Raw genomic sequence first — 17,962 nt, forward strand, 5'->3', positions numbered from 1 at the left:
GGAGTGAGGCCTCGCGATCGGCGTCACGCCGTTAGCTGATCCTTAGGGTTAAGAGCCGTCGCGCGCGCGTGCGGCGTACCTCGCGCTCCAGTTGGCATTCAATTTGCTGATCACTCCATAAATCCTCGATCGATCCGGTCGCAACAACGCAAAACACTGCCTGAGGTTCACCTTGAAAGCGCTCGACCTCGTCTCGCTCGGCACCAAGCACGTCCGCAACGCCCTCTCGGAAGAGCTCTATTTGCGCACCGGACGGGACGTCACCCGCCCGGCCGCGATCTTCGCCGAGGTGGTCGAACGCTGCAATTACAAGTGCCGCTACTGCGACTACTGGCGTCGTCCGAACTATCGCGACGAGATGTCGATCGACGAATGGCAGCGCGCGCTCGCGAGCCTGAAGGAATTCATCGGCGCCTATCACGTCGAGTTTGCCGGCGGCGAGCCCTACATCAAGAAGGGCTTCCTCGACCTGCTGCGGTTCTGCCGCGACAACGACATCCACTGGGGCGTCACCACCAATGGCGGCGCCTACCTCAACAAGAAGATCGTGGTGCAAACCGTCGAGGCGCACCCGTTCAACATCAACATCTCGATCGACTCAACCGATCCCAAGATTCACAACTACTCGCGCGGCGTCGAAAACTCGCTGAGCGACATCGTGCAGGGCATCCGCAACATCGCCGAGCAGCGCCGTGCCGAAGGTCTCGATTTCCCGATCATCATCAAGCCGGTCGTGCACCGTCTGAACTTCCGCCACCTGCCCGAAATGGTCGACTGGATCCAGCAAATCGGCGCCACCGCGCTGAGCTTCCAGCCGGTCGAGGAGGGCACGCAGGAGGTCGAGGACGAGCTGTGGATCGGCGAGAACGAGCTGGACGATCTCATCAAGGTCCGCGACGAGCTGCTGCGGCTGAAGCGCGAGGGCGCGCCGATCCTCAACGGCGAGGCCGTGCTGCGGGCCTGGCCGAACCATTTCCGCCGCGAGAAGGCACCGAAGGAAGTGATGCCCTGCCGCGTCGGCATGCGCAATTACTTCCTCCGCTCCGACGGTCGCCTGGAAACGTGCTGGTTCTTCAAGCCGATCGGCAACGTGCGTACCCAGACCGCACGCGAGATCTGGTACAGCGAGGAAGCCCGGGCCCGCCGCAAGGAGACCGTCGCCTGCGACAAGCTCTGCCTGTTCACCTGCCTCGCGCAGCGCACGCTACAGGACAAGCTGAAGATGGGCCTGACGCTGTTGACCAACACCAAGGCCGCCTGACTCAGCCAGAGAGGAACAGCAAAGCCCGGTCGGTCCGCGGGACCGATCGGGCTTTTGCTTCATCGCGTTAGGCTCAGCCCGCGAACAGCTTGCGGAACAAGCTCGCGGACTCCGGAAACTGGCCGCTATCGATCTGCGTCGGCCACAGGCCGTCGACATCGAAATAGGCCGCGTAGGCGATCGCAGCCTGATTGGTGGCGAACCAGTCGTGCATCTGCTGCACGAAAAACGCGTTGTCGCCGGATTGGCCGACGCCCCATTCCGGGTAGCTTATCAGCTTGCCGTGCTTCGCTGCGAACGTCCGCTGCCATTCGAGACCGAACGGCGCCTTGAGACAGGAATTGGTCCAGCGCTCCGCGGCGCTGCCTTCGGATTTGAAATCGTAGACGTCGAGACCGATGAAATCGACGACGTCATCGCCGGGATAGGCGGCGTCGGCCGGCATGTCCTGCGCTCCCCAGCCCGGGCACCAGTCGAATTTGAAACTGCGGGAATGGCGACGGAAGATTCCGACCACGCGGCGAAACGCCCTGATGTAATCGTCCTCGTGGCCCTTGGCGAACCAGCCCGAGTTGGAGATGTTCATCTCCCAGCCGAGGCGGATGATCGCCTTCGGATGCGCTCCTGCAATCGCGCGCGCGGCCGCCTCGAACTCGGCATCGTTCAGGCCGCCCGCGACATCGGTGAGCGGCGTGCCTGACATGGTGAGCGGTACCGACCACACCAGATTGCGCGCCGGATTGAGCTTCTTCCAGAGCCCCGGCACCCAATCGAGCTTGTGAAAGTCGTCCCAACTGCTCTGGCCATAGAAGTCGACGCCGAGCACTGACGACCGCGGCCGATTGAGCCATGTCTCCCAGGTCTGCAACACATGCTCGCGGCCGATCTCGCCCCAATTGACGAAGGCACCGGCGAACCGCGCCGACCCCGTCCCGAGCTGCGATCGGGCTGACGGCGCGGCCCGCGCGGTCGACGGTCCGCCCAGGGCAAGCGCCGCGACTACGAGGGCACCGCGCCGCGTGATCCCGCGATCAGTCGGCATCGTGCGCTCCGGCCGGCTCGCTTAAAGCGCGCGTGCCAAAAACACACAGCGCCGACAGTGCGGATGTCTCGAAATGGACTGATGGTGCAGCCCGCCGTTCGGCCGTGCCGCTTACCCACCGGAAATACCATCGAATCTGCATGTGCACCCGCCTGCGCCGACCACGTCGGCATTCGAGACGCCAGCACTGCAATATCCGGGCAACATCCCGGTCCAGCGTCAAAATCGCGCAGCCGGACGATGATTTGCAATCCGTTAACGGCCGCGGCGGGCCGTCATTTAGCAATCGTTAACCATCAACGCCGTCGATAAGGTCATCAAATTTCTCCGGCACCGATCTTGCTGAACTGGGGTTCAGGACAAAGTCCGGCGGCCACGATGTGCCGCCGTGAAACGGTGTCGCCGGAGAGAGTTACGAGATGAACCCTGTCGCGTTGCTGACCCCGACCTACGGGCGCGATCTGGAAATCTGCACGCTGCTCTGCGAGAGCGTGGATCGTCACGTCACGTCGTTCTCCAGGCACTATCTGCTGGTCCCGGATTGCGACCTGCCGCTGTTCGCGCCGCTGGCCAGCGAGCGCCGCATCATCATTCCGGCCTCCTCCTTCCTGCCTGACTGGCTGCGGCCGCTGCCGCGCATGATCCAGCGCAAGCGCCGCCAGTTCTGGTGGTCGCTGCGCGCCAAGCCGGTGAACGGCTGGCACGTGCAGCAGATACTGAAGATCGCGGCGACGATCGCGTTGCCCTATGAGCGGTTCTGCATCCTGGATTCCGACATCGTGTTCTTCCGCGATTTCGACCTTTCGCGCTTCCAGTATCCGAACACGATCCCGCTGCTGAAGATGGTGGACGCGGTCACCGCCGACCAGCCGCGCCATTCACGCTGGCTCGAGACCAGCCATCAGCTGATCGGCCTGCCGACGCCGCCGTTCCCGGCACCGGATTTCATCGGACACATCATCTTCTGGGACAAGCAGACCACGCGCGCGCTCGCTGAGCGCATCGAGGCCGTCTCCGGGATGAGCTGGATCGAGGCGCTGTGCCGGACCCGCGAGTTCTCCGAATATCTGCTGTACGGCTTCTTCGTCGAAAACGACGAGTCCGCCGCGCTGCGACACTCAGACGCACCGAAGACGCCATGCGTCAGCTACTGGGACGATCCGACCCTGAGCAAGGACGAGCTCACCCGGCTGCTGCTGCGCGCCAACCGGGACGATGTCGCATTCTCGATCGCATCGTTCTCGGGGACGCCGGTCGCGACAATTCGCGAGGTCGTGGCCGAGAGCGACGCCATCCTGGTGTCGTCGGCGGCCACAATGGTCTCGGAGATCGCCGCATCATGCTGATCGGACAGGCCAGCATCAACCTGACGGCCAACGTGCTCTCGGCGCTGCTCGGACTCTTCAGCGTGTTCATTTTCACGCGGCTGTTCGCACCGCATGACTATGGCGTCTATCTGCTCGGTGTCGGCTTCGCCTCGGTCATATCGGTTTTCCTGGTCGGCTGGTTTCGCAACCTGATCCTGAGCGGCCACGCCCGCAACGACGGCACCGACGTCCGCGGTCTGGTCGTGTCGGGTTACCTGATCTGCTGCCTCACCGCGCCGATCGCCTATCTGCTGGCCCGCCTCGTCGGCCTCGATGGCGCCGCCGCGCTCGCGGCCGTGGTCCTCGCTGTTGCAATCGGCCTGTTCGAGCTGACGCAGGATCTGCTGCGTGCGCGGCTGAAGGCGCTCTCGGTCATGAAGGCCACGCTGGTCCGCGCGGCCGCCCTGCTCGGCCTTGGCGTCGTGGTTGCGCTGGCCAGCCCGACCGGCGTGCTGCTGCTGCTCGCGGCCGCCACGGCCTATCTCGTCGCGGTGCTCGTGCAATCGCGCAGCGCATGGCGCGGCACCATCGTCAGTTTCGACCGGGCCGACCTGCGGTCGCTCGCCCGCACCGGCCAGCCGCTGACCTTGTCGCTGACGCTGCTCGCGATCTCGAGCGTGACCGACCGTTTCATGATCGCCAACCTGGTCGGCGCCGCCGATGCCGGCAAATATGTCGCGGCGCTCGACCTGGTGCGGCAGACCCTGATGATGCCGGCGATGAGCATGGCCGCGGCGTTCTTTCCGATGGCCGTGCAGATCCATGCCCGGCAAGGCGTCGCCGCAGTCACGAGCCATCTCGCCGATTGCCTCGAGCTGCTTGCCGGCGTCACGCTGCCGGCCTGTCTCGGCTTCGCGCTGATCGCCCCGCACGTCGCCAACATCATCCTCGGCGCGGACTTCCGCGCGGTTGCAAGCGAGATCATGCCGATCATCGCGATCGCCGTGCTGTTCCAGGTGCTGACGCAGCAATATCTGCATGCGAGCTTCCTGCTGTCGGGACGCAATTCCTTCTACCTGATCAACACCGCCTCGATCATCGCCGCGAATGTGATCCTGTCCTACCTGCTAGTCAGCCTCTACGGCACGATCGGCGCGGCATGGGCGCGGCTCGGCGCCGACGTCACGGGCTTTGTCTGCGCCCTGATCCTGAGCCGCTTCGCCTTCCGGGTTCCGATCCCGCTCGGTCGGCTCGCGCTGATCGCGATCGCCGCGCTCGCGATGGCGCTCACCGTCGGCGCGCTCGACCGCGCTCTCGACCTCGCCGATCTCCCCGCCAGCATCGTGCTGATCGGAGCCGGGCTCGTCGTCTACGCCGCGCTCTGCGGGCTGTTCGACATCGCGCGCCTGCGCGGCCGGCTGAAGCGGGGCCTTGTCATGTTCTACACCAGATCCGCAAACAGCAACGTTGGATGAGCCGATGAACAGATCCCTCGCGCTTGCTACGCGTCCCGCCCCGCTCGCCGAACTCCCGATGCCCGTCCCCGCTGAAATTCATCCGGAATCACTGCTGGCCTTGCCGCCCGGCGAAGCCAAGCAGAGCCTGCTCACGGTTCACAGCATCCTCGAGGCCCGGCTGCCGGCCGGTCCGCTCGCGATTTACGAGGCCGGCGGCGGCTCGACCAGCTATCTACCGCTCGGCGTGCTGCGTCGTTCGCATGTGACCGTCGTCGACATCGACGCCGATCAGATCCGCAACAACGGCTATGCGCAGGAAGCCATCCTCGGTGACATCCAGACCTATCGCTTCCCGTCGCAGCAGCGTTTCGACCTGATCATCTGCTACAACGTCATCGAGCACATCCCCGACGTGAAGGCCGTGCTGAGCGGGTTCTGCGAGGCGCTGAAGCCGAACGGCCTGCTCTTGATCGGCGCACCGAACCCGAAGTCGCTGTCGGGCGTCGTCACGAAATACTCCCCGCACTGGTTTCACGTCTGGTTCTATCGCCATGTGCGCGGCGAGAAGCACGCCGGGCTGCCGGGCGAGGCGCCGTTCCCGACCCATTTCCATCCGCTGGTGACCCTCGGCAACCTCGAGGCGTTCGCGGCCGGCCGCGGACTGCAGGTGATCTACCGGAAGAAGTACGAGAGCCCGCGCTATCCCGAGATGCGCCGGCGCAAGCCGCTGCTGGCCGCGGTGATCGACGTGGCGGCGAAAGCGATGAACGCGCTGCTACCGGGCAAGATCGACGTCCGGCACGGCGACTACCACGTGATCTTGCGGAAGCTCGGCTCATGAACGCATTGTGGTCGGAAGCCAGGGTCAAGGTCAGCCACCGGCTGGCGATGCATGTGCAGGTCGAGCGTTTTCGCCTGAACAATGCCACGCCGATGGTGACCTTCACCTTCGACGATCTGCCGAAGAGCGCGGCGACGTTCGGCGCCGACATCCTGGAATCCTACGGCGCCCGCGGTACGTTCTACGTGTCGGGCGGACTGGTTGGACTGGACGCACCGGACTGGACCACCGGCAGCGCCGACGACGTCATCTCGCTGCATCGCCGTGGCCATGAAGTCGGCTGCCACACGTTCTCGCACCGCCGCGCCTGCGATCTCGACGAGACCTCGCTGGCCGCGGAGATCGCGCGCAACCGGACCTATTTCCATTCGCTCGATCCGACCATGCCGGTCGAGACCTTCGCATACCCGTTCGGCTACGGCTCCTACGCGCGGAAGCACCAGTTGAGGTCGGAATTCCGCACCTGCCGCAGCATCGTGCCCGGCGTGAACAGCGGCGAGGTCGACCTGCAATTCCTCCGCGCCATGCCGCTGATCGACCGCCAGATGTCCCGCGACCGGATCGACATGGCCTTCGCCGAGGCGGCACACATGAACGGTTGGTTAATTTTCTACAGCCATGACGTCGCCGACACGCCGAGCCTCTATGGCTGTACGCCTGAGCTGATGACCTACGCGCTGGAGACGGCGGCGCGGCGCAATGTCCCTGTGCTGACGATGGCGGAGGCGTTCCGATGCGCCCGCGCTTAAACCCTTTGTTTGCCTTTCTGGTGAATAGTCGGCGAATGAGTATGGTTAATTTTTCGTGTTGCGTGTTTTCCGCGTCTCGTGCGCGTTGCGTGGCCCGAAAGAGTGCTCCTCAGCCGATGCGTGCGGCCATTCAGACGGAAGCTGGGGTCGATGCTTAGCTATGACCAGCCGATCAACCGGGCCAAACCGGAGCCGCGCCGGGCCGCGATCCCGGCCGGCTTCAACGTGCTCGAGCTGGCCCGGCTGCTGTGGGCGCGCAAGGTCGCGATGGTCTCAGCCGCACTGCTCTGCGCCTGCATCGCGGTCGCGGTCGGCAAGAGCCTGACACCGAAATATACCGCCGGCGCCCAGCTCTATGTCGACCCGCGCGAGCTGCAGCTGGTCGAGCGCGAGCTGACCCCGCGCGCCCAGGATGTCTCCGGCCTCTCGATGGTGGTCGAGAGCCAGTCGCGCCTGATCACATCCAACAACGTGCTGCTGCAGGTGATCCGCGACACCAATTTGGTGAAGGATCCGGAGTTCGGCGGTGGCGCCGCGAGCCGCGGCCTGCTCGCCTCGCTGCTCGGCCTGTTCGGCATCGAGCCGCGTACGACGGCGGAACAGCAACAGCAGATCGAGATGACTACGCTCGACACGCTGAACCGTCATATCAACGTCAAGAAGACCGATCGCACCTTCATTGTCGACATCGACGTGTGGTCGCACGATCCGGTCAAGGCGGCGATGCTCGCCAACGCGATTGCCAAGGCCTATCTCACCGAGTCCAAGCAGTCGCAGGCCGAGGCCGCGCGGCGCGCCACCCGCGACCTGTCCGGCCGGCTGAAGGAGCTACAGCAGCGCCTGCGCAACGCCGAAGAGACGCTCGCGACCTACAAGGCGCAGAACAACTTCGTCGGCTCGCAGGACAATCTGCTCACCGACCAGCAGCTCTCGGTCGGCAACCAGCGGCTGGCCGCGGCGCGGGCGCTCACGCTCGATGCGCAGGCCAAGTATGACCAGATCGAAGCCAGCCGCCGCGGGTCGATGGACGCGGGCGCGACCGCCGAGGCGCTGCAGTCGCCGACCATCGCCAATCTGCGCTCGCAATATGCCGATGCGAAGAAGCGCCAGGCCGAGCTGCAAGGCGAGCTCGGGCCGCGCCATCCGGCGCTGCGCCAGGTCGAGCAGCAGGTCGAGGACCTGCGCCGGACCATCAAGGAAGAGATCGACCGCTTTGCGGTATCCGCGAAGAACGATCTGACCCGGGCGCGCGACTATGAAGCCTCGCTCAACAAGGCGCTCGACGTTCAGAAGCACCAGAGCGTGCAGATGAGCCAGGCGTCGGTGCGGCTGCGCGAGCTCGAGCGCGAGGTCGATGCCAGCCGCGATGTCTATCAGTCCTTCCTCAAGCGCTCGCGCGAGACCGAGGAGCAGGAGAGCCTCAACACCTCGAGCGCGCGCGTGATCGGCGATGCGACGATCCCGCAGCAGCGCACTTTCCCGCCGCCGATGACCCTGCTCGCGATGATCGGCTTCATGTTCGGCGGCCTCGCCGCAGCAGCCTGGATCGTTGCAGCCGGTCAGCTGGCGCCCGGTGCCGATCCGATCCGTCCCAAACTCCAACCGAAACAGGATGCCGCGCCGGAGCGGCAACCCGTCATCGCCAAGGCCAGGCCGCCCGTGCTAGCGCCGCCCGCGGTACGGCCGGCCGCCGCTCTCATCGACAAGCCCGTGATCGAGAAGCCGCTGATCGCCGAGCTGCAGGAATCCGACGTCATGCGCACGCTTGGCGGCATCCTGACCGGCGACAATCCCGCCGACGTCACGCGGTTCGGCTGGCCGACGCTGCGGACCAGTTCGGCGCTGGGGCCGTTCTCCAACACGATGCGGCAGATCCATGCGGTGCTGGCGACCGGCGCCGCCCCGGAAACCGTTCCGGTGCTGGCCGTCATCGGCACCGCCGACGATTCGGACCGCAGCGTTGTCGCGCTCAACATCGCGCTCGTCGCCGCGCGCGACGGCGCCCGCGTCCTGCTGATCGACGCCGATGCAACCGTCCACGCCCTGACCGACAGGGTTGCGCATCCTGCCCAGAGCAAGCCGAGCCGGCTCGACTGGCTCACCATCGGCAACAAGGCGTCCCGCGCCATCAACACCGCAAACGGCATTGCCATCCTGCCGGCGATTCAGGGCAATCCCGCCAGGGCCAGCGAGGCGATCCAGAAGGCGATCGCACAAGCGCGCTCCGCCGGTGGCTACGATCTCGTGATCCTCGACGGCCCGCCGATGCCGTGGGGTGCGGACGAACGGCGGCTGTTCGACATGGCCGACGGGCTGATCGCGGCGCTGCCGGTGGATCGCGACATCAACGCGTCAATGGAAGACATCATCACCGCGCTCGGTGGCGCCGAGCGAAAGCTCGCCGGTGTCGTGCTCAACGAACTCCAGCCGACTGTCGCAAGTCCGCAACGCGACAAGCAGTATGCGTGAGCAACGCGCCAGCCGCGCCGCGTTCGGCGTCGCTGCTGCGACATTTATCGCGAGTTGATCCTCCAATGGCCCGGCTATCGATCCCCGCCATCATCGCCGCCGCATCCATTCTGCTGTCCGTCACCGCGCGGGCCTGCCCTGCCCTGATCGAAGGCGTGGCCCCGGACCGCATCAAGGCCTTGTCACGCGGCGTCAACGCCGATGGCTGGATCGTCGATCCGCGGTCGGCGCCGCCGCGTGGCCTGCTGCTCGAACTGCGCAAGGCCGGCCTGACCCACATCCGGCTGCCGGTGCCTGCCGACTTCGTCATGCCGCGCTTCGCCACCAAGGCGGAGATCGACAGCCGGCTGCAAACCGTCGATACCGCGCTGAAGACCCTGCTCGCACTCGGGTTTGCCGTGTCGATCGACCTGCATTCGGGCCAGCACTTCAACGCGCTGCACAAGGACGATCCACGCGGGGCGATGGCCGAGATGAAGAGCGCCTGGACCGCACTCGCGCAGGTCATGCAGCGCTATCCCTCCGATCGGGTGTTTGCGGAACTGCTGAACGAGCCGGAGGTCGATGCCGCGCAGTGGCAGGGCGAAGTCCGGAAACTGGCCGGCTTCATTCGCCAATTGCTGCCGCAGACCACGCTGATCACGGGACCGGTCAACTGGCAGCGCGCGGACTCGCTGCCGGGCTTCACCCCACTCGACGATCCGAATGTCGTCTATGCCATCCACTTCTACGATCCGATGGTGTTCACCCATCAGGCCCATTGGGATCGGAGCGAGCCGCTCCACGACGTCGTCGGATTGCCCTATCCGATCCGCGCCGACGACCCGAAGGTTCAACAGTTGCGGGAACAGCTGACCGCGCTGAACAAGCCCAAGGCGCTTGCGATGGTCGACCGCGCCGTCCAGGGCCGCAGCATCGACCAATGGCTCGAGCCCGCGGCCGCCTGGCAGCGGCAATACTCACGTCCGATCATCATCAACGAGTTCGGGGTGCTAAAGGCCGGCGCGCCGCGCGACAACCGGTTGCGCTGGCTCGCCGGCGTCACGGCCTACGCCCGGCAGCAGTGCTGGGGCTGGACCCATTGGGAACTGTCGCAGGGCTTTGGCCTGGCCGACGCCGTCACCGGCAAGGCCGACCGCGACGTGTTGAAGGCGCTGCTCGGGAGCCGCTGACCGATCTGGTTAACCGGTTCTTACACAATGCGCGGCTAGATCGGCGATTGCGGGTGTGGCACGCCACCCATCCGGTCATTTAGGTCAGAGCCTGTGCGAGCAGACATAGCCCCGCGGCCGCTGTTGGCCGGCGACCTCGTTCCTGCGCTCGGCATCGCCGTGGCATCGATCGCTTTCGCGCCGATCATGCAGGCTGCCAATGCCGGGCTCGCGATCGCCGTCGAAGGCCTGATCGGCTGCGCCATCGTGCTCGCGGCGCCGGCCTATGCGCCGTCGATCGCCATCTTCATCATCTTCTTCCAGAACCTGTTCGTCTCGATCCTGTCGTCCTACATCACGACCGAGCAAGAGATGGATTTCGTCAAGGGCTACAATTTCCTGATCTGCGCGGTGATGTGGCTGGTGACGCTGGCGCTGTATCTGTTGCGCGAGCGCAAGCATTCGCCCGAGATCGACCGGATCATGCATTGGGGGCTGATGACGCTTGCGGTGGTGGGAGTGTATTTCCTGCTCGGCGCCACGCAGGACGCGCATGCCGCCCTCGTCTATCTGCGCAACATCGCATTTCCGCTGTTTCTGTTTCAGCTCTCGCTGCTGACCGCCGCCACCTTCGAGATACGCATCACGCCGTTCCTGGTGACCGTCGCCACGCTGTTGATCGTCTGCGGCTATGTCGAACTGCTGTTTCGGGATTTCTGGCTCGAGATCACCAACGGCTACACGTTCTGGCACTTCGACGAGTTGAAGGCGACCCGCTCCGGGGCCTGGGAAGCCGAGATGCGCCAAACCGGCAATGTCCCGGTCGATCTGATCGACCGCTTCCGCTTCAGCTTTCTCAACAGCCCGTTGTTCGAGGATCTCGGACTGTCGTCGATCCTGCGCATCTTCGGACCGAACATGAGCCCGATCAGCTTCGGTTACGGGATCGCCTTCTCCATCCTGTTCCTGTTCGCGGTTGGATATCGCTGGCTGGCGCTGGTCGCGATCCCGCTGCTGATGTTCTGCAGCGTGAAGGGCGCGCTCATCCTGGTCATCTTCGTGGCGCTGGCCTGGACGGCAACCTGGCTGCTCGGCGCCACCGTCACCCTTGCCGTCGCGCTGGTCGGGCTCGTGCTGTACGCCATCGCGGCGATCCATATCGGTCTCCAGATCGGCGACTTTCACGTGATCGGCTTCATGGGCGGCTGGGATGGATTCCTGCACAACCCGATCGGCCGCGGCCTCGGCGTCGGCGGCAATCTCTCCGAAGGTTACTTCTCGATCGACTGGAACGCCGCGCAAGCGGCCGGCACGATGGACGGCGCGGTGGAGAGCGCCGTCGGCGTCCTGCTCTATCAGATGGGCATCGGCGCAGTGGTGCCGCTCGGCTTCTTCTTTGCGGTGGCGCTGAAGGCCTGGCGCCTTTACGCCTCGTCTGGAATCCTCATCCAGGGGCTCGCTGCGTTCGGCACGATGGTCGTGCTGGTAAACGGCATCTTCCAGGAAGAGGCGCTGTTTGCGCCGCCGGCGCTCGGGCTGCTCCTGTGCTTGACCGGCCTCGTGATCGGCCACCATTTGCGCACGCAAGGCGACGATCTGAAGGCTTTCGGCGGATAGCCCACGACACGCAGCCAAAAGCCCGGCCGCCGCGCGACCGGGCTCTCCTCGGCGTGGGTTGTCAGAGCGGCTTGATCTGCACCTTGCGGAACTTGACCACGCCCGAACCATACTGGAGCGCGATGTAGCCGTTGGCGTGCTTGGAATCCTGCGCGTCGACGGTCTTCTGGCCGTTCAGCGTCACGACGAAATGCGGCCCCTGCGCCGTGATCTCGTAGACGTTCCACTTGCCGGCCGCCTTCGGCATCGGATCGACCTTGCCGACGTCGACGATCGCGCCGGTGCCGTAGGTCGGATCAGGACGCTTGTCGAAGATGTTGACCTCGTAGCACACCTTCGAGTCGATCAGCTTGTTGCCTTCGCAGCGGATGAAGACGCCGCTGTTGGCGTCCTCGTCGGTCCAGAACTCCGCGCGGATCTGGAAATCCTTGTATTGGGTCTTGCTGACGAGATAGGAGAGATCCTTGCCGTCGAGCTTGTCGGCGACCAGCGCGCCGTCCTTCATGGCCCAATTGGCCTTGCCGACCTCGTCCCAGTCGCCCTGCTTGGAGCTGTCGAGCAGCGTGACCCAGCCGTCATCGCCCGATGCGGTGGTGGAAAATTGCAGCGCGGCCGCACCGATCACGAGTCCCGCCGCCAGTATCGACAGATGCTTCTTCAAGGTTATCCTCCCGTCTTTTGGTTGGCGCGCAACCTATCATCGTCTGCAGCGTCGTAAATGCGTTTTTCATATTGCAACTGCGTTGTGTCACGGCCCAATGCCGCAATCTTGAGAGCAGACATGCGCGGGCGCGTCTTGTCCGAGGCAAGCGGGAACTATTAGCATCACGCGACATACGGGCGCGGCAGTCGCCCGAACGAACTTCGGAGGATACGATGACGGCATCGAACCGGTCCTGGCGATACCTGATGATGCCGCTGGCGCTTGCCGGCACGCTGAGCGTCAGCTCCGCGGCCGAGCTCAATCCGGCCGCCGTCACCTACAAGCTGCCGGACCAGATTCCCTGGAGCGCGGTCGACGCGCGCGGCGCGCAGAACGCCGTCGTGGTCGGCGATCCCTCGAAGCCCGGCTTCTACATGGTCTACACCAAATGGACCAAAGGCAATCACTTCAGCCGTCCGCACTTTCACCCGAACGATCGCTATATCGTCGTGCTGAAAGGCACCTGGTGGGTCGGCTCGGGTCCGAAATTCGATCCCGATCACGGCACCGTGGCAATGCCGGCGGGAAGCTTCGTCACCCATTTCGGCAAGCAGGTGCACTGGGACGGCGCCAAGGACGAGGACGCCGTGCTGCTGATCATGGGCGAAGGCCCGGCCACCGCGACCGAGGTGGAACAGAAGTAGCCGCGTTGCGTAAGGTCCATGCGATGCTATCATCGCAGCCCAACGAAGGGCTTTCGATGCATCCCGCTGCCAAGCTGCAATTTGCCCGCATCGCCGACGAGTTCGCGCGCTGGCGCGCCATTGCCGAACCGGAACGGCCGCCGGCACCGGCGTGGTGGTGGGGACCGGCATTCGAGCTGCGCGATGCCCCCGAACCGCTGCCCTCCACCTTGTCCCGCCGGTTCCGCCTGCCCGACGGGGCGAGCTTTGCGGAGGCATCGGCGACGCTGCGCCAGACCCTGGCCGGCCAGGCGATCCCGTCCTGGCCCTATGATTTCTCGCGCGTGATCGCATCCACCGATTCCGACGTCCGCGACCTGCCGGTGCAGCCGTCAGACGACAGCGCGTTTCCGCCCTAGATCCGGCCCGGCCTCGCCGATCGCCTCTTCGTCGTCCAGCGACGGCTGCAACGGCGGCGACGTCAGCACCGGCGACGTCTTCAACAATTCGGCGAGATCGCGCGGCGGCAGCGGCCGGCTGAACAGGAAGCCCTGCATCTCGTCGCAGGCATGCGCGCGCAGGAACTCCTGCTGCTCGGAGGTCTCGACGCCCTCGGCGACGATGGTCATGCCGAGCGCCTTGCCCATGCTGATGATCGCCTGGGCGATCGCGACGTCCTCGGAATCATCGGGCAGATCGCGCACGAAGGAGCGATCGATCTTGATGGTGTCGATCGGGAACTGCTTCATCAGCGACATCGACGAATAGCCGGTGCCGAAATCGTCGATCGCCAGCCGAATGCCCCGGTTCTGGATCGCGTCGAGCACGCGGACCGCGCGCGTCACGTTGCGCATCACCATGCTTTCGGTGACCTCGAGCTGCAGCAGCGCCGGCGACATGCCGCTCTCCTCGAGCGCCTCGTCGATGTCGTCGAGCAGGTTCGGATCGCCGAACTGTCGCGGCGAGAGGTTGACCGCCATCGTCACCGCCTTGAGGCCGCGGTGCTGCCACGCCATGTTCTGCGCGCAGGCTTCCTTCAGCACCCAGCGGCCGATCGGCACGATCAGCCCGATCTCCTCGGCGAGCGGAATGAACTGCCCCGGCGACACCTTGCCGATCTCGGGATGGGTCCAGCGCAGCAGCGCCTCGACGCCGCTGATCTGACCGGTCGCCATGTCGACCTTGGGCTGATACTCGAGCGAGAACTGGTCGCGCTCCAGCGCGCGGCGCAGTGCGCTTTCCATCGTCAGGCGCTCGATCGACTGCGCCCTGACCTCGTTGGAGAAGAAACGGAAGCCGTTCTTGCCGTCCTCCTTGGCGAGATACATCGCCATGTCGGCGTTCTTGGTCAGCGTCTGCACGTCGGAGCCGTCGGTGGGATACGTCGCAATGCCGATCGAGGCCGTGGTGTGGCACTCGTGCCCGCTGAGCTGCATCGGCTGGCTGAGTGCGACCAGGAGATCGCCGGCGATGCGCTCGACGTCGTGACGTTCGGTGGTGTCCTCCAGGATGACCACGAACTCGTCGCCGCCGAGCCGCGCCACCACGTCGCTCGCACGCAACGATCCGCGCAGCCGCTCGGCGATCGCCACCAGCAGCATGTCGCCGGCGTCATGGCCGAGCGAATCGTTGATCACCTTAAAGCGGTCGAGATCGATGAACAGCACGGCGAGCTGCCGGCAATGGCGGTCCGCCGCCGAGATCGCGTGACGCAGCATCTCGTTGAAGGTCTCGCGGTTCGGCAGATTGGTCAGGCTGTCATGCGAGGCAAGATATTCAATCCGCTCATCGGCCTTGTGCTTCTCGTCGGCGCGGTCGAAGCTCTCGAGCGCGAACGCCAGATTGTCGGCGAGCCGCTGCAGCAGCTCGGCGAATTCCGGCGTGAACGTATCCTTCTCGATCGCGACGAAGATCATGACGCCGACGACCGATCCGCTGACGATCAGCGGAAACGAGGCACCGGACTGCGTTCCATCGAGACGCGCGCGCTCATGGAAAGCCGCAGTCTCGGTATCGGCAAAATAGTCGTTGATGATGCAGGCCTTGCCGGACCGGAACGCCCGGCCGCAGGCGCCGCGCCCCTCGGCGTGTGCCGCGCTGGTCGAGAGCGTCACCTGGCTCGCGCCGTCGGCGGCTGGGCCCGCGATCGCGACAATGCGGAGATAGTCGCTGCTCGGCTGCGCCAGCGCGATGGTGGTCGAGGTGAACTTACCGCCGGTCGCCGCCGCCTCGCAGACCAGCTGATAGAGCTCGGTACGGGACTTCGCCCGCATGATCGCTTCATTGGTCGCGCTCAGCGCCGCGAACATCCGCGACAGCCGCTCCTTCTGCTCGTCGGCCCGCGCCTTCTCGTCGGCGCGGTCGAAATTGGCCAGCGCAAACGACACGTTCTCGGTGAGCCGCTGCAGCAGCGCCATCATCTCCGGGCTGAAGGTGTTGAACTCACCGGAGAGGAACACCAGCGCGCCGATCGCCTCGCCGTTCTTGAGCAGCGGCAGGGCCGCGCCGGACTTGCTGCCGCTGTCGCGCACGACCGGATAGACATGCGACTCAGGGCCGAAGTCGCTGAGATAATCGTTGCTGATGCAGGGCCTGCGGGTGCGGACCGCAACGCCGGTCAGTGTCTGTCCCTCCGGACGCGTCGCATCGGCCGACAACCGGACTTCGCGGGCCCGTACCCGGTCGGGGCCGGAAGCAGCCACGTTCTCCAGGAAGACCTCACCCGGGCGCACCAGCCTGATCGTGGCCGAGATAAACTGACCGCCGACCGCCGCGGCATCGCAGACCAGATCGAACAGCTCGCTGCGGGACTTCGCCCGCATGATCGCCTCGTTGGTCGCGCTCAGCGCCGCGAACATCCGCCTCAGCCGTTCCTTCTGCTCCTCGGTGCGCGCCTTCTCGTCGGCACGATCGAAGCTGCCGAGCGCATAGGCGACGTTGTCGGCGAGCCGCTGCAGCAGCTCGGCGAACTCGGCCGAGAAAGTGTTGCGCTTGGCGGAGATGAACAGCATCACGCCGACCGGCTCGTCGTCGACGATCAACGGAAATGCCGCGCCCGATCGGGCATCCTCGCGGTCGATGACGTCGCGGAACGGGTTGGCGACGTCGCCCAGAAAATCGTTGTTGATGCAGGCGCGCCGGGAGCGGAACGCCTTGCCGCAAACCCCGCGCCCTTCGGGACGCGCCTCGCTGCGCGAGACGTTGAGGCGGCGCGCATTCTCGGCGGTCGGCCCCGCGACCGCCATCATCTCCAGGAAGTCGTCGCCGGGTTTTGCGATCAGGATGCTGGTGGAGTTGAACCCGCCGCCATGCGCGGCCGCGGCGCAGACCAGCTCGAACATCTCGAGCCGCGACCGCGCGCGCATGATCGCCTCGTTGGTCGCGCTCAGCGCCGCGAACATCCGCGACAGTCGCTCGCGTTCGGCATCGGCCTTGGCCTTCTCGGTGGCGCGGCCGAACGTGTCGAGCGCAACCGAGACGTTCTCGGCGATGCCCGCCAACAGCGCGATGATCTCTTCGTCGCGGGCCCAGGAGTTGCCGATGAAGAAGATCAGGACGCCGATGCTTCTGCCGAACCGGGTGAGCGGCAGCGCGACGCAGGCCATCAGGCCGCTCTCGCCGGCCTGCGCCTGCGAGGCGCCCGTCGATATCGGAATGTCGTGCTCGATGCACGGCCGTTTGGTCCGGAACGCCTCGCCGCAGATCCCCTTGCCGTAGAGATTGTCCGGATCGGTCGAAAAGCGCGTCTGCGTGATCAGGTCGAGCGCCTCGCCGGTGCCGGCGACGGGCTCGAGCCAGTGCGTGTCGGGCTCGGCCAGCAGCACCACCGTGGCGAAGGATTTTCCGCTGAACACCGCGGCGTCGCACACCCGCTGATAGAGATCGTGCTCGGTCTTGGCGCGGAGGATCGCCTCGTTGGTTGCGCTGATGGCGCCGAACATGCGGTTGAGCCGGCGCATCGCCCGCTCGCCGCTCTTGCGCGAGGCCTCATGGTCGAAATTGTCGAGCGCAAAGGACACGTTCGCCGCGATGCGCTCCAGCAGCGACACGATCTCCTCGCCGAGCGAGTCGACCTCGCGCCGGGTCACCATGAAAACGCCGACGCTGCGCCCGTTGCAGACCAGCGGCATCGCCGCGGCCGCGCCGACGCCAGCTGCCGCGAGACCGCTGCGCCAGGCCGCCGAACGGACATCGTTGAGGTAGTCGTTGCTGACGCTGGCGCTCTGATCGCGGAACGCCCGCCCGGCGACGCCCTCCCCTTCCGGAACGTTGGCGAGGATGGAAATCCTGATGCTGCGCAGACGCGCGACATCGTCGCCGCAACCGGCGGCGAAGGTCAGCCGACCGGTATCCGGCTCCAGCAAAAAGACGGTCGCGGCCAGGAAGCTCCCGCTCGAGAACGCGGCTTCGCAGACCTTTCCGTACAACTCTTCTGGTGATTTCGCGTACAGGATCGCTTCGTTGGTGGCATTCAACGCCGCGAATGTACGCCCGATGCTGGACTGCACGATCCCTGAAGGCCCCAGGGCCACCCCCTTCAATCTGCCGGGGAACATTGCCCGCGAGAGGCCTAAGTGATGGTTAGTGTATCCGGCAAGTTGTGAGACAAAGTAAACGGCTGACGAATCCCGGAGGCCGTTTTCCGGGATAATACGGACGCCCATGTGCCAGCCTGAGGCGGAGGGTTGCGGGACGCGGATTGCCGCCCCGGTTGCGCCTCCGGCGCGGCCAAATTCCGCAGC

At 65.4% G+C, this 17,962-nt stretch carries 13 protein-coding genes; 10 read left to right on the top strand and 3 right to left on the bottom strand.

Annotated features, from left to right (window positions below; genetic code table 11):
- The first annotated feature begins 172 nt into the window (after positions 1–172).
- Positions 173–1,261, top strand: coding sequence for a radical SAM/SPASM domain-containing protein (locus ACVIGA_RS13980; RefSeq protein ID WP_456666828.1), 1,089 nt, complete (start codon positions 173–175; stop codon positions 1,259–1,261).
- 73 nt (positions 1,262–1,334) lie between these two features.
- On the opposite strand, the gene ACVIGA_RS13985 is transcribed toward ACVIGA_RS13980, so the two are convergent.
- Entirely contained in the window at positions 1,335–2,303 is a 969-nt protein-coding gene (locus ACVIGA_RS13985) for a glycoside hydrolase family 26 protein (RefSeq protein WP_456666829.1), read from the bottom strand.
- 419 nt (positions 2,304–2,722) lie between these two features.
- Here ACVIGA_RS13985 and ACVIGA_RS13990 point away from each other — a divergent pair, with 419 nt between their 5' ends.
- From ACVIGA_RS13990 to ACVIGA_RS14020, 7 genes are all read left to right on the top strand, one after another.
- On the top strand, positions 2,723–3,649 hold the full coding sequence (locus tag ACVIGA_RS13990; protein ID WP_456666830.1) for a DUF6492 family protein: 927 nt from the start codon (positions 2,723–2,725) through the stop codon (positions 3,647–3,649).
- The gene (locus ACVIGA_RS13995) at positions 3,643–5,085 is read left to right on the top strand and encodes a lipopolysaccharide biosynthesis protein (RefSeq protein WP_456666831.1); all 1,443 of its coding nucleotides are present in this window, start codon (positions 3,643–3,645) and stop codon (positions 5,083–5,085) included. The genes ACVIGA_RS13990 and ACVIGA_RS13995 overlap by 7 nt, the downstream gene beginning before the upstream one ends.
- A gap of 4 nt (positions 5,086–5,089) precedes the next feature.
- Positions 5,090–5,908, top strand: a complete 819-nt coding sequence (locus ACVIGA_RS14000) for a class I SAM-dependent methyltransferase (protein WP_456666832.1) — start codon at positions 5,090–5,092, stop codon at positions 5,906–5,908.
- The gene (locus ACVIGA_RS14005) at positions 5,905–6,657 is read left to right on the top strand and encodes a polysaccharide deacetylase family protein (RefSeq protein WP_456666833.1); all 753 of its coding nucleotides are present in this window, start codon (positions 5,905–5,907) and stop codon (positions 6,655–6,657) included. The genes ACVIGA_RS14000 and ACVIGA_RS14005 overlap by 4 nt, the downstream gene beginning before the upstream one ends.
- Positions 6,658–6,807: 150 nt before the next feature.
- On the top strand, positions 6,808–9,126 hold the full coding sequence (locus tag ACVIGA_RS14010; RefSeq protein WP_456666834.1) for an exopolysaccharide transport family protein: 2,319 nt from the start codon (positions 6,808–6,810) through the stop codon (positions 9,124–9,126).
- Positions 9,127–9,191: 65 nt separating this feature from the next.
- Positions 9,192–10,298: a glycoside hydrolase family 5 protein gene (locus ACVIGA_RS14015; protein ID WP_456666835.1), complete on the top strand. Its 1,107-nt coding sequence runs from the start codon at positions 9,192–9,194 to the stop codon at positions 10,296–10,298.
- 93 nt (positions 10,299–10,391) lie between these two features.
- Positions 10,392–11,894 carry a hypothetical protein gene (locus ACVIGA_RS14020; protein WP_456666836.1) on the top strand — a complete coding sequence of 501 codons (1,503 nt, stop codon included), beginning with the start codon at positions 10,392–10,394 and terminating at the stop codon, positions 11,892–11,894.
- A gap of 61 nt (positions 11,895–11,955) precedes the next feature.
- On the opposite strand, the gene ACVIGA_RS14025 is transcribed toward ACVIGA_RS14020, so the two are convergent.
- Positions 11,956–12,555, bottom strand: coding sequence for a 3-keto-disaccharide hydrolase (locus ACVIGA_RS14025; RefSeq protein ID WP_223967065.1), 600 nt, complete (start codon positions 12,553–12,555; stop codon positions 11,956–11,958).
- A 215-nt stretch (positions 12,556–12,770) separates the two neighbouring features.
- Between ACVIGA_RS14025 and ACVIGA_RS14030 the strand changes: the two genes are divergently transcribed.
- Positions 12,771–13,241 carry a cupin domain-containing protein gene (locus ACVIGA_RS14030; RefSeq protein ID WP_456666837.1) on the top strand — a complete coding sequence of 157 codons (471 nt, stop codon included), beginning with the start codon at positions 12,771–12,773 and terminating at the stop codon, positions 13,239–13,241.
- 56 nt (positions 13,242–13,297) lie between these two features.
- The gene (locus ACVIGA_RS14035; protein ID WP_456666838.1) at positions 13,298–13,639 is read left to right on the top strand and encodes a hypothetical protein; all 342 of its coding nucleotides are present in this window, start codon (positions 13,298–13,300) and stop codon (positions 13,637–13,639) included.
- On the opposite strand, the gene ACVIGA_RS14040 is transcribed toward ACVIGA_RS14035, so the two are convergent.
- The gene (locus ACVIGA_RS14040) at positions 13,613–17,728 is read right to left on the bottom strand and encodes a bifunctional diguanylate cyclase/phosphodiesterase (protein WP_456666839.1); all 4,116 of its coding nucleotides are present in this window, start codon (positions 17,726–17,728) and stop codon (positions 13,613–13,615) included. The two genes, ACVIGA_RS14035 and ACVIGA_RS14040, sit on opposite strands and share 27 nt — an antisense overlap.
- Between the last annotated feature and the right edge of the window lie 234 nt (positions 17,729–17,962).

The sequence above is a fragment of the Bradyrhizobium sp. USDA 3240 genome (assembly GCF_054063295.1).